General features: G+C 59.2%; 9 protein-coding genes and 1 pseudogene. 4 read left to right on the top strand and 6 right to left on the bottom strand.

The window, feature by feature from the left end:
• The 4 genes from AC1DYS_RS29040 (at nt 1) to AC1DYS_RS29025 (ending at nt 4099) form a co-directional block, all read left to right on the top strand.
• On the top strand, nt 1–795 hold the full coding sequence (locus AC1DYS_RS29040) for an ABC transporter permease (RefSeq protein ID WP_477905026.1): 795 nt from the start codon (nt 1–3) through the stop codon (nt 793–795).
• Entirely contained in the window at nt 792–1445 is a 654-nt protein-coding gene (locus AC1DYS_RS29035) for an ABC transporter ATP-binding protein (protein ID WP_477905024.1), read from the top strand. Before AC1DYS_RS29040 ends, AC1DYS_RS29035 begins: the two co-directional genes overlap by 4 nt.
• A 36-nt stretch (nt 1446–1481) precedes the next feature.
• Nucleotides 1482–2969 (top strand): glycosyltransferase family 4 protein, encoded by a 1488-nt coding sequence (locus tag AC1DYS_RS29030; protein ID WP_477905022.1) that lies wholly within the window; start codon nt 1482–1484, stop codon nt 2967–2969.
• A 125-nt stretch (nt 2970–3094) separates the two neighbouring features.
• Nucleotides 3095–4099, top strand: a complete 1005-nt coding sequence (locus AC1DYS_RS29025) for an NAD-dependent epimerase (protein ID WP_477905020.1) — start codon at nt 3095–3097, stop codon at nt 4097–4099.
• A 54-nt stretch (nt 4100–4153) separates the two neighbouring features.
• Here the strand turns inward: AC1DYS_RS29025 and AC1DYS_RS29020 are convergent, their stop codons facing one another.
• The 6 genes and pseudogenes from AC1DYS_RS29020 to AC1DYS_RS28995 form a co-directional block, all read right to left on the bottom strand.
• Nucleotides 4154–5389, bottom strand: coding sequence for a class I SAM-dependent methyltransferase (locus AC1DYS_RS29020; protein WP_477905018.1), 1236 nt, complete (start codon nt 5387–5389; stop codon nt 4154–4156).
• Between the two features lie 17 nt (nt 5390–5406).
• The gene (locus AC1DYS_RS29015) at nt 5407–6615 is read right to left on the bottom strand and encodes a TolB-like translocation protein (protein ID WP_477905016.1); all 1209 of its coding nucleotides are present in this window, start codon (nt 6613–6615) and stop codon (nt 5407–5409) included.
• Between the two features lie 457 nt (nt 6616–7072).
• Nucleotides 7073–11755 carry a glycosyltransferase gene (locus AC1DYS_RS29010; protein ID WP_477905014.1) on the bottom strand — a complete coding sequence of 1561 codons (4683 nt, stop codon included), beginning with the start codon at nt 11753–11755 and terminating at the stop codon, nt 7073–7075.
• 98 nt (nt 11756–11853) lie between these two features.
• Nucleotides 11854–12762, bottom strand: coding sequence for a GDP-mannose 4,6-dehydratase (locus tag AC1DYS_RS29005; RefSeq protein WP_477905012.1), 909 nt, complete (start codon nt 12760–12762; stop codon nt 11854–11856).
• A 1-nt stretch (nt 12763) separates the two neighbouring features.
• Nucleotides 12764–13798 (bottom strand): GDP-mannose 4,6-dehydratase, encoded by a 1035-nt coding sequence (gene gmd, locus AC1DYS_RS29000; RefSeq protein ID WP_477905010.1) that lies wholly within the window; start codon nt 13796–13798, stop codon nt 12764–12766.
• Between the two features lie 21 nt (nt 13799–13819).
• Nucleotides 13820–14387 (bottom strand): annotated as a pseudogene (locus tag AC1DYS_RS28995) (hypothetical protein); the annotation flags it as partial.

The raw sequence follows: 14387 nt of genomic DNA, 5'->3' as shown, positions 1-14387 counted from the left end.
ATGGAGCAAGTTTCTACAACCTTCTTGGCCTCATTGCGCGTTCAATGGCGCGTGATCCGTGCGCTCCTGATGCGAGAAGTCATCACGCGCTACGGGCGCGAGAATCTGGGCGTTCTGTGGCTGATCGTGGAGCCCGCTACTTTCACGCTTGGCGTGTCGGCGTTGTGGACTGCGGCGGGCATGAACCATGGGTCCAGTCTCCCCATCGTTGCTTTCGCGATCACGGGCTATTCGTCGGTGCTGATGTGGCGCAATACTGCCAGCAAATGCAACAGTGCCATTCACCAGAATTTCAATCTGCTGTATCACCGCAATGTGCAAGTGATTGATGTATTCATCACCCGCATCATTCTGGAGTTGGCGGGGACAACGGCCTCCTTCACGTTGTTGTCGCTCTTCTTCATCGGCTTCGACTTCATTTCGCCTCCCGTCGACATTCTTCAGGTTATCGAAGGTTGGCTGATGCTGGCATGGTTCGGTGCATCGCTGGGAATGCTGCTGGGAGCAGCCACCGCCTATTCGGAACTCGTCGACCGAATCTGGCATCCCACGTCTTACCTTCTATTCCCCCTCTCAGGTGCTGCGTTCATGGTGGAATGGTTGCCGCCACCTGCGCAGGAAGTTGTCCTCATGTTGCCCATGGTTCACGGAGTGGAAATGGTTCGTGAGGGCTTCTTTGGCGATACGGTTCGAACTCACTACAACACAGGCTACATGGCGTTGGTATGCCTGTGCATGACCTTGATCGGCTTGGTGCTCGTGCGAGACGCAGGTCGTCGTGTGGAGCCGCCATGATCTCCATCGAAAATGTCTCTAAGACGTATCGCACGCGGCACGGTCAGCGAACCATCCTCGACCGGGTCAATCTGAAGCTGGAGCGTGGCCGAAACATCGGCATTCTTGGTCGCAACGGTGCCGGCAAGTCCACGTTGATCCGCATTCTGAGTGGGGCCGAACACCCGACGTCCGGACGTATCGTCCGCGGCATGAATGTGTCGTGGCCCTTGGCCTTTGGCGGCGCTTTCCAGCCTCACTTGACTGGTTTGGACAATCTCAAGTTTGTTTGCCGAATATATGGAGTCGACTATCGACCCAAGGTTGCTTTCGTAGAAGAGTTCACTGAGCTTGGCGTGTATCTCAGGGAACCCGTTTCCCACTATTCAATGGGTATGTCGACTCGTCTCGCGTTCGCTCTTTCGATGGCGGTCGAGTTCGATTGCTTCTTGATTGATGAAACGATGGTCGTGGGCGACTCCCGCTTCCACGAGCGTTGCCACACAGAACTTTTCGTCAAACGCAAAGACCGATCCTTCATCCTTGTGTCGCACGACCCAAATGAGATTCGCCGCCACTGCGAGAGTGCTTGCGTGTTGCACAACGGCAAGATTCACACGTTTCCCAGCGTCGACGAGGCCTACGCCTTCTACGAATCGGCCACCGTCTGAACACGTGCGCTGCACGTACATCTGCGCGACCAGCTCTTGAAACTACTCATCGAACTGCGCCCGGCGCTTGAAGGCCATGCAGGCATACCGCAAGAAGCACGTCTGCTATTTCGTGGCTTGGGTCAGCTCGCCGGTACTGAGGTGCAAGGCCTGATCCAAAGCAGCGACAAGTTCTTGAACGCAGGTCTTCCTGAGCCCACTTTGCGAGGCGGCGCCTTGCCAGATCACGAGCGCATCGATCGTCTCTCTCGTGTCGTGATCTCTCTCCAACCGCCTGCGGCTGCCCGCAGCTTTCTGCGCCGGGTTGTGAGCCGCTTGACGAAAATCCTTGCGCTAAGTGGGTTGCTGCTACGAGGCGCGCTGAGGCTGCGCGAGAAACTCACGTGGTTCGACGCCGAACACTTCAAAGACTTTGTCTGGCGCAGCCAGTTTGCCAAGACATTGCCCATCGAGGACTTTGAGCAAGTCACGAGCGCCACATACCGGGTGGCACGCGTGCCATATGGCCTGATGCACATGTGCGGTTTGGCCACCGCAAAGATGGGCAAAGCCATCTACCCTCGGCTCGATACGCACGGCGTCGATGTGATGCTCGCGCTGACGCCTTATCCCGCTACCGTGGCACTCGGAACAAAGCTGGTCGTTCGCTACTTCGACGCTGTACCGCTGATGATGCCGCACACCATCATTCACAAAGCGCGTCATCAGGCTTTGCACTATCAAGCCTTGCGTCGCAACGTTGCCAGTGGTGCCTATTTCGCTTGCTGCTCCGACGCCACGCGCCGCGACCTGATCGCGGTGTTCCCGGAAGTGGAGAGCCGGGCAGTCACCATCCCGTGCATGCTTTCACACCACTATTTCCTGGAAGAATCTTCGCCCGGACGGGTGCCGGAGATTCTTGCCAAGCGGCTGAATCCTGCGGCCCATGTTGCTCCGATGGCTGAGGCAGCGGTCTTTGAAGAAGCAATTGGACATCAGCGTGGGGTTGACTACCTTCTCATGGTGTCGACCCTGGAGCCGCGCAAGAACCATGCGCTTCTGATTGAAGCCTGGGAGCAGTTGAAGCGCGAGTCGCACCCACAGCTCAAGCTCGTTCTAGTCGGTTCGCTCGGGTGGGATCATGAACACATCCTGGAGCGCATGAAACTGTGGGTGCAGCGCGGTGACGTCCTTCTCCTGTCCGGCGTGCCTGCTGAAGAGCTGCGCGTGCTTTATCGACATGCACTCACGACGGTGTGCCCAAGCGTTGCCGAAGGCTTCGGCTATGCCGGAGTGGAGGCAATGCGGTGTGGTGGCGTCGTGGTGGCATCGGACATACCTGTCCATCGAGAGGTGTACGCCGAAGCGGCCGAGTACTTCAATCCCTATTCGGCCACCGAACTGGTGAAGGCAATCACCTGCGTCATCGAGCCCGAACAGGCGCTGCGGAGGCGGCAACTCATCGAGACGGGAGAGCCGGTCTCCGCTCGATATCTGTCTCAAGAAATACTGCCCAAATGGGATCGCTTCTTGCGAACCCTCTAAGGCATCGGTCCCGCTCTGTGTCGGCGCTGAAGGTTTATCACTAGCGCCCTACAAATCGAATGGAATGTTGACCCAATGCACTTCAGTACAGATGTGGCTTACGGCCTGACGAAATGGCGGCTGGCATGAAGTTTCTTGTGACTGGAGCTGCGGGCTTCCTCGGCATGCACGTCTGCGAGCGTTTGCTGGCGCGTGGCGACGAAGTGATTGGCCTCGACAATCTGAACGACTACTACGATCCGCAACTGAAGCGAGACCGGCTGGCAAGGCTGGTCAAACTTTCCAATTTCCGGTTCCTGCAACTTGACATCACGGACTTCGATTCGCTGACCGAAGCACTCCCCAAAGAACAGTTCCAAGGCGTCGTTCACTTGGCCGCGCAAGCCGGCGTTCGTTACTCCATCAGCCATCCGAGAGCATTCGCCAGCAGTAATCTGTCAGGCTTCGTCAACGTGCTCGAGATGTGTCGTCACGGCGGAGTGCACCACCTCGTCTACGCTAGCAGTTCAAGCGTTTACGGCGGCAACACCAAGATGCCTTTCGCCGAGATCGACCCCGTCGATCAACCTGTCAGCCTCTATGCGGCTACCAAGAAGGCGAATGAGCTGATGGCCCACAGCTACAGCCATCTCTATGGCATTCCCTGCACAGGGTTGCGCTTCTTCACCGTGTACGGACCCTGGGGACGGCCCGATATGGCTTACTTCAGTTTCGCAAAGGCAATCTTGGCAGGACGGCCCATCAACGTCTTCAATCACGGGGACATGGCGCGCGACTTTACTTATGTGGACGACGTTGTCGAGGGTGTTGTGCGTGTTCTGGATCGACCTCCCGAAGCAAGTTCAACCACCGTCGCCTCGCCAGGCGCCAGCATGGGATCCACAGTGCCAGCCAAGATTTTCAACATCGGAAGCAGCTCGCCCGTTCCGTTGTTGGAGTTCATCAACATTTTGGAAGAGTGCCTGGGAAGAAAAGCAGAACGGCACTTCCTTCCGATGCAAGACGGCGATGTACCCGCCACCTATGCCGATGTCTCGGCCCTTGAGAAGTGGGTTCAATTTCGCCCCACGACCTCGGTCAGGGCCGGCCTCGAAAAATTCGTCGCTTGGTACCAAGCGTATTACGTCTGAGATGCGCCATCTGGTCGCAGACCCGCCCGGCCCGCGCATGCTCGCGTTCAGGTCTTAACGCAGTGGTTGTGCGCTCGGCCCGCTGGTGTCGTTGGCGGCGACGAGCATCGAATGTTGTAGATCCGCGAGACGGCGCCTGAAGACCTCAATATCTCCTCGGCTCCTGACTGCGTTGCTCAAATGGAACTCTGCGCTCGTGAGATCGCCTGCGTGATGCAGGAGCACGCCGTGAAACGACTGGAAATGAGGGTTGTCGGCATTCAGCGCAATGCAACGCGCCGAGGCTTGCAATGCCTCGTCCAGTTTCTCCGTTTTGTACAGCAACACGCTCAGTTCGTGTAGCACCTCCGGTGAGCCGGAAAACAACTGCTCGGCGATCAGCATGTGTTCCAGCGCCTGCCTCGGATCGCTCATCCGCTTGATCGCCGCCAGATGGCGGCGCATCAACTGGTCGCGATTTCCACCCGCCTTCGCCATGCGATCCAACTTGGCTCGAGCATTCAGTTGACTCATCGCCGTGTCGAACTGGCTGCTCCAGTGCTGCGGGAGATGCTCCTTCAAGACCCTCGAGAGACTGGAAAGAACTCTTTCCTCGATGACCGTCTCCCAAGGGGCGTACAAGGTATCAAGCAGTAGTCGAAGAAGTGCATCGTCGATCTTCTCCGGCATCTGGATCGCTCCAATCATCGGCGGATCCTGTGACGAATGAATCTTCGCCAGGGGCCAGCACTCGTAGAGGTACTTCGGGCCGCGATTGGTGTGTCGGTGCCGTTCGAAAGTCGACAGGCTGAGGTCGTGCATCAGCACGTGCGCCGAAGGCGCCAGCACGGGCATCAGAGACAGGAGATCAAGCAACGCCCACGGGTGGAGGTGATCTCCGTCTATGAATGCCAGGTCGACCCCCGCCCCGACTTGTTCAAGGCAGTCGACAGCCATGTTGCCAAGCAATAGTTGGCTGTCTATCGGCAGCACGGGAAAAAGTTCGCCGATCGCCGCACCAGTGTTGCGCGAAGCATCCAGATAGTAGGTCTTGGAGCAATCGATGCCCAAGTACTGCGCATCCGGGCGGCATTGCGAGAGGGCGTCAATGAAGAGGCATCCGCTCCACCCACTGGCCACGCCGATCTCCACCACCTTCTTAGGTTGGAGAACCTTCGTCAGGCCAATCAACAAAGGCTGATCGAAGGGGGAGATGTTGCCGGCGACCCACTTGGGCTTTCGTGCCAGCATTTTCTGGGAGTCTGCCAGTCCAACATGTTCGCAAAGCTGACCATCCATCAACATGCCCATGCGCACCTCTCTTGTCATCAACCCAAGAAGCTTTGCAGCTTCGACAGATCCATTTCAATGGCAATGACGCGTTTCTCGCTGGCGTCCTTCAACAAAACCCAGCGTCCGTCTGGACTGATTGTGGGCTGAACTTCGTATGGTTGCCCGCTTCTGGAGTTCGTCGCACGGTACAGAAACTGCCGTTTGCCATTCGACATGTTCACCACCATCACATCGCTGAAGCCATACATGCCTCCCTGAGTGCGCCAGTTCGACTCTGCGGTGCTGTCCAGATGGTCGAAGGCGCCTTGCAACGACACCACTGCCCAGCGGCCATCGCGGCTGATGTTGCAATGGAAGTCTCGGTTCGATTCACTGATCAGGCGGACGGTGCCGTCAAACCCGACCTCATACAGGCCGCACGGTCTCGCATCACTCTCCGTCCCGTACGCAACGACCACCAGGGCCGCTTTGTTGAACATCGCCCGCTCATGGCCGACGTCAAACTTCGTTCCGTTCTCCTCGATCTGTTTGAAGAGCGGCTTTCCGTTTGGCGCCTGGGTGGCATGCCATGTCCACAGCCTTTTGTACCGCTTGGGCTCGCCACAGGCGTAGCAGATCCACGACGGATCAAACGGTGAGAAGTGCGCGTGATCGAGTACCCAATCGGCCGTGATCAAGGTTTTGGCCGTTCCCGATTCAAGGTTGATCAGGTCCAGGCTGTGACGTCGGCGGCTCGCCGAGCTTGCGCTGTCGTTGCTTGCCAGTGCGCGTGTCACGAGTGCGGACCGTCCGTTCGTGGATATCTCGCAGTCGTCCAGGTAAGTGTCTGCAGACGACAGGATTTCGCGAGGCGCTTGATTTTTGCGGCTGACATCGACGACGCTGACACCGTGCGGCCTGTTGAACAACAACAAGCCATTGGCCGCGACTGCGTAGTACATGCGTGCGTCTTGCACACTCGTGATCAGTGATGCAGCCCCGGTCTCGATGTCAAATCGGATGTAGTCCAGCGCACCCTTCTCGCCACCTGAGGTCGGGGCCGCCAACACACAACTCCCGTCCGCCAAGAATCCGTTGGAGTGCGGGTACGTGAAGTATGTGTTCGCTGGTGCCTTGACGACGCGTTTGACAAGCGCCGATGGGGACGCATCGGCAAACACATCGGAGAGCGGTAGGCCGCTCCCGCCAACGGCCGCCGCCAGTTTGAGGAGCTGACGGCGTGATATCAGAAAGGCATCTGCCATCGCTGTTACCCCATAAGTTGCAGCGGTAGGTAGACAGTTGAAGAGCCGTTTCGCGCTCGACCGCCCCCTGCTCACTCGGACGTTTCACCGAATGCCTCAGGTCTATGCCATGAAGCTTGATAGACAGGGCATGCGGATCGGTCGTTTCCGTCGTCTCCGTTTGCCTAGCTGCTTGCGAACCAGTGAGCGTTATACAGGCACCTCGGTGCGTCGTCGTGACCGATGCCTCGATAGAACAGCATTGAATGGTGGCATTTGCCAGCTCGATGCAGCCGCCTTGCATGAAGACCTTGCACGTGTGCGCAGCCGTCTGGGCTGAGGGAGCGCCGGCGCTGTTCAGCCTCAGGTCATGGAGGCAGGCGCAGGAGAAGATACCGGCTGGTCGTCGGACCGGAGCGTCGGTCTCAATGGCTTGGCGGTCACCCTGCAATGCTCCAGCGGGGAAGCCCCGCGTCGGTCATGAGCAGTTGGGTGCCGCCTGCATCTCCATCGTCTCGCCGGAGCCGCTGAGCCCAGCTTCCCCCTGAGCAGCGATGCTGGGTTCTTCAACGCCGGTGCGCTGTTCAACAGCATTCAGTTCGATGGAGCGAACGAACAAGCTCAGCGGCCGTGCATCCGCGCTATCTCCAATGTCGGCCGGCGAGAGCGAGCCGGTCGACCAAAGAGTCACCGCGAGAACCCCGTCGTCATCGGTGACATCCGCGCAGTCCAGCACGATCTCGTACCGGCGGGGGCTTTGGCCCGTCGAGACGCCAGTCTCTTCATCGTTCAGCAAAGCAATCGGTGCCTTGCCGATCGCGATGTAGAACGAGGCCCGAGCCTCACGCAACGGCAAGTAGCTTTCGTATTCCACAGCCACTCTGAGTCGGTGCGGTGCAGGCATCTCAACCTTCGCATAAACCGACGCAGGTTTGCCATTTGTCCAGGTGCCGGCGTTGCCAGGCGCGTGCCAGCCACCAGCCGTGCTGTGCCGTATCGCTGTGCTGCCTATCCTCAGAGTAGCTCCGAAGGCCAAGGGTGCAGGCAGCCCAGCAAATGGCGCGTGTGTGGTGTTCGCAGACAAGCCTGCTCCACGATGATCAAGGGGAGCCATGGCCAGCTTGAGCGCGGCTTGAGGCGGGCGGCTGAACAAACCCAGCCGCTTCACGACGGGCGCTGTACCTTGAACGACGCCGATCGACAACGCGGCGACATCCTCGCCAGGCTCCGCGATGTCCGATAGCGCGATGCGGCGTACCACGGGGCCGACGACACCGTGCCTGACAACGAGCGTTGAATGCACGCGACCATTGACCTTCAGTTCGAGCCTTGACGTCGCCAGGGGAACGACATCGAAAGCGAGGTAGCAGCTATTGCCGAAGGCATCGGGGGAATGCACGCTCCAACTGTCGCCGGGTGCGCCGGAGGAAATGTCATTCCATTGGTCCAGTGGCAGCTCGACCAGGCGCTCCAGCACCAGCGACCTGAAGCACATGCCGAGCAGGCGCGAATCAGGTGACCCTGCCTCGGCGGGGCTCCTCGGATTGGCAATGTGGAAGTTCAGTCTCAGTAGACGCGATGGACCGAACACCGATGCTGGCACTCGCGCTACCCGCTCCGCAACATCCGAGTCGAGCTTCCAGCTGGCAACTTTGGTGTCGTTTGCCGTGACGACAACATCGATCGGTCCCTGAGGGGCGTATCCAGACGCAGTGACTTTGATGGCCAGCCATTCAGGCGGTGCCTCAGTGAGTTGAAAACCGATACCGGCCTTCGTCCCCACGGTCCAGGTGCCGTCCTGTTCGGGGTGGCTCCAGCCACCCAGCAAGTATTCCGACAAGGCGTGGTGGGGCCGGGAGCTGTCTTCCCGCAACTCGAAAGCTTCATCGAGGCTTATCGAGGGCAAACGATCGACTGACCGATAGGCGTCGCTGGCTTCGATCACAACCTCGGCAGTGCGAGACCATTTGGCTGGTTGGTAGGTAGCTGCATGCGCTGTCCGGGCTGCGAGGAGCGCTGGCGAGAAGCAGTACCGTTCAATGGCGCGCTGCCATCCCATGAAATCTCGGGGGTGCAGATATTCCGCAAAACCCGGTGCTACTTCGGCGAGCGAACCGCCATCAGAGGCAATGCATAACTTGCCGTGGCGCAGGCTTTCGGCAACGGGCAGCCCCCACCCTTCGTACAACGATGGATAGACCGTGTATTGGCAGTTCTGGTAGAGCCATTCCAGGGTGGGGTCGTTGACGCCTTCAAGGTGGAGCACTCTGGTTTGAAGCACTCTGTCCGAGGCCAGGTAGGCAAGTGCCTCATCGCCTCGCCATCCCAGGCGGCCTACCAGCACGAGGATGGGCATGGCCGTCGAATGCTTCGCAATGAGGCTTCTCCACACCTCAAGCAGCATCTGGTGGTTCTTGCGTGCATCGAATGTGCTGACGTATAGAACAAACGGCGTGCCGTTGCCCAGCCGCTTCAGCAAGCTTTCTTGCAGAAGCGCATTCGGATCGACACTGTCTGCCTCATCGCCAAGCCGGATGACGGTGATGGGTGGCAGCGGAATGTTCGATTCCTCGCAAAGCGCCCTGATGTCTGCCGCGCTGCGTTGGGAGCACGTCAGCAAACCGTCCGCAATCCCGATCAAGCGCTTGCAGCTGCGTGAGAACTCTGCGCCCGAGCCTGACGAATACATCGTCATCTGGAGGTTGTGCTGTATCACGTCGTAGATCGCGAACAGCAGCGTGACGCCAGTTGCGCGCTTGACGGTTGCCAAGTCGGCAAGGTATTTGGCGTTGCGCATCCAGGCGCTGCCAAAGTTGAGCAACGTGTCGCCCGGCCGGAAGTCGATCTCGGCGTATGGCGTCATCTCTGCAGCGTTTCTGAACACGCCTGCACCGATATCCCCGCGTAGCTCCTTCAATTGGCCCGAGTGCACCTCGTTGCCATCCACCTCGATGAATCGTCTATGCGGGGAGTTCCAGATCACGTAGCGAACATCGACGTGTGAGTATTTGGCGATTTCATAGGCCAGCCTGTCTTCGACACGCGCAATACCCGTGGGCGGGCCGTCGTGATGGGCAAGCGTGGTCAAGTCGATGTAGATGCGCCGCGCGCTCTGCGCAACCTGCCGCAGCTTCAGCCTGTTTGCTGCGCGACGCTTCTGTGCGCACTGGTAGGCCTGCGCTGTGGCGCGTGCATAAGCTTCCCAGCTGTGCTCTTCGAGCATGAGGCGTTTCAGCTGCTCAGTCCGCTCGACCGGGCGGCCTTCGTCAAACGCTGCCATGATCTTCGAGCGTAAATCAGCCGGGTCCGCCGGGTCGGCGTAGCGCGCCAGGTCGCCAAAATACTCCTGCTCCGATGACCTGTTGCTCAGAACCATGTTGCAGCCGGCGGCGGCAGCCTCCAGCGCCACCAGCGGCGCCCCTTCCGACCAGCTCGGCAGGCAAAACACCCTTGCCCCAGCAAACGCAGAAGCGAGCATCGCACTGGCCGGCTCCACTCGGCCCACAAACACCGTGTTCGGCGCAGCCCACCTGCGAACCGCAGTGGCATAGGCCGAGTCCGACTCGTGGCCGATGAACACCAACTGCAGCCCCGTGTCTCGAAGGGCATAGGCCAGCATCGCCTGGTTCTTGCGGGATTCGATCCGGCCCACGCACAACACGTAGTCGCTAACGCCGTATGTTTGCTTGAACAGCTTCGGGTCGGCGTCGGCGAAGACGGCGCTTTCGACCGGGTTCTTCACGATGCTGGTCGACGGGTGCTCCACGCCGATCTGTCGCAGAAGCTCTTGCTCGTGGCGGCTCAGCAGAATCAGATGATCGGGATAGGTCGCGAGCCTCCGTACGGTGCCAAAGTAGCCTGCAGCGTGCTCGCGAGCGTCGCCGGCCAGTTGCTTTGCCGCAAGCAGCTCTTCTCGAAACTGCGCGAGGGCTGGTTCAAGCGCTGCTCCGCCCGTGGCACGTAAAAAGATCTCGGGCAGCTTGGCGTCGAAAAAGCGCCGCTCCGTCAGGTCCAAGAAGATGGGTGACAGGACGGAAGGGCGATCGTGCTTTTCAATTTGCCTGAGCAGCGATTCGCATTGATCGGGGTGCCAGACGTTGAGCACATGCACCACGTCGAAATCGCTGGGCTCGAAACCGGCATTCGATTTGAATTGCGCCGCCACGCCCAGCCTCTGCAGCGCCACTGCCGTTCTCGGAGCACGCACCGTCGGCCCTCCGAGGGTCGTCGATTCGAGGCCATGGACAGCAACCGCAACGCGGAGCGCGCCTACCTCCTGTTGCGTCTGCGTGCTTTCAGCGCCGCTGTCGGCCGCAGCTTGTGTCATCGGGTCGACGCCCAAAAGTCGCGTGAAGAGCTCGTGGTGCCGAGCCGCCCAGGCATCCCACGTATATGCCGAGACGCTGCGGCGCAGGGCCTGTTTCTCGTCGACGAGTTCGGTCAACACCCGGCGAAGATCGGCCGCGTCGCCGAGTTTGAAGCCGATGTGCGGAAACTCGGGCACCCAGCCCACTGGCGCGCCGATCACCTTGCAGCCGCTGGCCAAAGCCTCCAGGACGCACATGGGGCCGCCCTCTATCAGCGCCGGCACCAGCACATAGTCAAGCGATCGATAGAACGCCGGCATGTCTTCGTCTGCGACAAAGCGAGACGGCCCAGGCCAACCCGGCCCCGTGAAGTGCCATTCGATCCCCGGTGTGTCGATCACCTCGCGCATCAACGCTTCGCCTTTGCGGCCGGTGTGATAAGTGCGACCGACCACCCCTATTCGCAGCTTCGGCTCGAAGCGCGCGAGGTCGACCCCTGGTGAAATGGTCTGGATCGGCTGGCTGGAAACCCCCCTCAGAATGCGCTCCGTTGCTGGCGACTGGGCAATGCAGTAATCCACCTCGGCCGCCACTTGGTCAAACTTTGCTGCTGCAGAGGGCACCGCTTCTTTGTGTGTGAAGAGGGCCACCTCGATGGGAGATACCCGCTGCTGGCGGCAGCCATAGGTCATGTAGTACTGAATGTCTGCGTCGGCTCGGGGATAGATGTCATAGGTGACGTAAGGCAGCCGCTGTGCGATCTCGCGGGCCAGCGTTTCCAGCACCCATCCGGTGTCGGAAATGCGGATGTGTACGGACTTGTTCGACCCTGCGGCCATCGGTTGCAGCTCCAATGAAATCGTCGTGCGCCCAATGCGGGCTCAGATTCGGTTAAGCCTGGACTTATAACCGAATCTGTCTTCGCTCTTGGGGCCAGCGCGCGAGCGGGCACTCAGTCTGTTTCGATCATCCACTTGAGCGTTTCGGTCAAGTCGATGGTCTCCAGCGCGCCGATGCAGGCTTCCAGCTTGGCGCGATTGCCCAGCAGAACCTTGACGTCGTTCTTTCTCACGAACGCGGGGTTCACGCGAACCTTCATGTCGCGATGAGACAGGCCTTTGACCATCTGGAGCACTTCATTCAGCGTGTAGGCGCGGCCCGCGCAGACATTCAACGTTTGCCCGATAGCCGCCGGCGTTTCGAGCAGCCTGGCATAGGCCTGCACCACCATCCGCACGTCCGAGAAATCGCGTGCGACATCGAGATTGCCCAATTCGATGACCGCGGCGCCCTGGCGAACATGCGCCACGATCTTCGGGATGAGAAACGATTCCGCTTGCCCCACTCCGGTGTAGTTGAAGGGCCTCGTGACAACGATAGGCAGGCGGCCAGCATAGAGCCGTGCCAGGTACTCCATCGCCAGCTTGCTTACTGCGTAGTCGTTGGCGGGGGCGGGCGCCGTGTTTTCGTCGAGCATCCCTTCCGTCGAGTTGCCGTAGACGTTGGCGCTACTGGCAATCAGCACCGATTCGATGTTGGAAACCGGCGCCTGGCTCATGGCCTCCAGCAAGTTGCGCGTGCCAAGCAGATTGACGCGGTACATGGCGTCCACATCGCCGTGCGCCACGAACGCGATGGCAGCCAAGTGGGCCACCCAATGCGGCCGCACCTCGCCAACGATTTGCGCTAACCGTTGCGCGTCGGCCAGGTCGGCTTGATGCAGAGTGGCCGCGCCGGGCGAGGCGCCAGCCGGCATGCGGTGAACAAGCCCATGAACCTCGTGACCGGCCATCTCCAGGGCCGAGGCGAGATAACGGCCGGTGAACCCGTCGATGCCGGTGATCAGGACTCTCTTGGTCATCCTAGAACGAGTTACCCGCCTCGTTGCGCTGCAAATCTGCTGCAACCATCATCTGGCAAAGCTGTTCGAGGGTTGTCTTCGGTTCCCAGCCGAGTTCGCGCTTTGCCTTTTCGGGGTTTCCGATCAGCAACTCCACTTCAGCCGGGCGATAGAACTTCGGGTTCACACGCACCAGTGTCTTGCCCGTTCGCGTGTCCACGCCCACCTCGTTCTCAGCCGACCCTTTGAACGCCAACTCGAACCCGGCCGCTTTGGCGGCCATCGTGACGAAGTCGCGTACGGTTTCCGTGCGGTTGGTGGCCAGTACGTACGTGTCGGGCTTGTCGGCCTGCAGCATGCGCCACATTCCCTCCACGTACTCCTGCGCAAAGCCCCAATCGCGCTTGGCATCCATATTGCCGAGCTCGAGCACCTCAAGCTTGCCCAGCTTGATCTTGGCCATGCTGTCTGTGATCTTGCGCGTGACGAACTCGCGGCCCCGCAGCGGTGACTCGTGGTTGAACAAGATGCCGCTGCTACCAAAAATACCGTAGCTCTCGCGGTAGTTGATCGTCATCCAGTGAGCATAGAGTTTTGCCACGCCATAGGGGCTGCGCGGATAAAACGGCGTGGTTTCGAGCTGCGGAATTTCTTGCACCTTGCCGAACATCTCAGAGGTGCTGGCTTGATAGAAGCGCACCTTCGGGTTCACGATGCGAATGGCCTCCAGCAAGTTCACCGCACCGACGCCGGTGATCTCGGCCGTGGTGATCGGCTGCTCAAACGAGACACCGACAAAGCTTTGCGCAGCCAAGTTGTAGATCTCCGTGGCACCGCTCGTCTGCAGCAGACGAATGCAGGTGCTCAGATCGGTGAGGTCGAACTCGACCAAGTGGAGATTGGGGTGCTGGCTGACCCCTCGCTCTTCCATGCGCCAGAAATTGATGGAACTGGTGCGCCTAAAAGTGCCGTAGACGCGATAGCCCTTGGACAGCAGAAGTTCGGTGAGATACGCACCGTCTTGGCCGGTGACGCCGGTGATGATTGCAGTTTTCATATTCATTATTGCTAGCCCCTTCTAGTTCGTTAATGCAGCGACGTCTTTCGATTTTGCAATACTCTCTGCAACTTGCTTGTCTGTGTCGAGCGATCGTGGGAGAGGTGTCAGTTGAATCTCCGATATCTCCAGCCTTGTCGATTCATTGAGCCATACTCGAATCTCCACGTCGCGGAGTGGTTCGTTTATAGAAATATTCGTGTCGAACAATCGATCCCTTTCGCCGTATCCACCGAGTTTCATGGACGTAATACAGATTTCACCTCCACGGGCCACCATATCAAAGGCTACGCCTTCAGGCCGCCCCTGCAGTAAATTTCCTTTTATGGACACGTTATATTCACCACAAGGAACGGGAATGTATGGTCCATATACCAAGTACCCAGCGCGCCCCGTGCTTTGAATGGTCCCGCTCTTTCGCACACCTATTTGTGTCTGCAGGCGTCGGTCACTGCCTTTGAACCTAACTATCGCGTTGGGAAGTCGTCGTTGGTAGGGCGACTTCGTTACAACTGCTTCAAACATAAGTCTCGCGCTCTTTTCCCAGGTCAGCCATTCCATATGCTTCGTGTGCGGTATATCAATACGC

It is taken from the genome of Rhizobacter sp. P2_G4 (assembly GCF_056403575.1).
This window is presented reverse-complemented; position numbering and strand designations above follow the sequence as displayed.

Excerpts from the sequence above, each read along its gene's own strand:
- AC1DYS_RS29020 (WP_477905018.1), bottom strand. The coding sequence starts at position 5,389 with ATGGGCATGTTGATGGATGGTCAGCTTTGCGAACATGTTGGACTGGCA.
- gmd (WP_477905010.1), bottom strand. The coding sequence starts at position 13,798 with ATGAAAACTGCAATCATCACCGGCGTCACCGGCCAAGACGGTGCGTAT.
- AC1DYS_RS29025 (WP_477905020.1), top strand. The coding sequence starts at position 3,095 with ATGAAGTTTCTTGTGACTGGAGCTGCGGGCTTCCTCGGCATGCACGTC.
- AC1DYS_RS29005 (WP_477905012.1), bottom strand. The coding sequence starts at position 12,762 with ATGACCAAGAGAGTCCTGATCACCGGCATCGACGGGTTCACCGGCCGT.
- AC1DYS_RS29015 (WP_477905016.1), bottom strand. The coding sequence starts at position 6,615 with ATGGCAGATGCCTTTCTGATATCACGCCGTCAGCTCCTCAAACTGGCG.
- AC1DYS_RS29040 (WP_477905026.1), top strand. The coding sequence starts at position 1 with ATGGAGCAAGTTTCTACAACCTTCTTGGCCTCATTGCGCGTTCAATGG.
- AC1DYS_RS29035 (WP_477905024.1), top strand. The coding sequence starts at position 792 with ATGATCTCCATCGAAAATGTCTCTAAGACGTATCGCACGCGGCACGGT.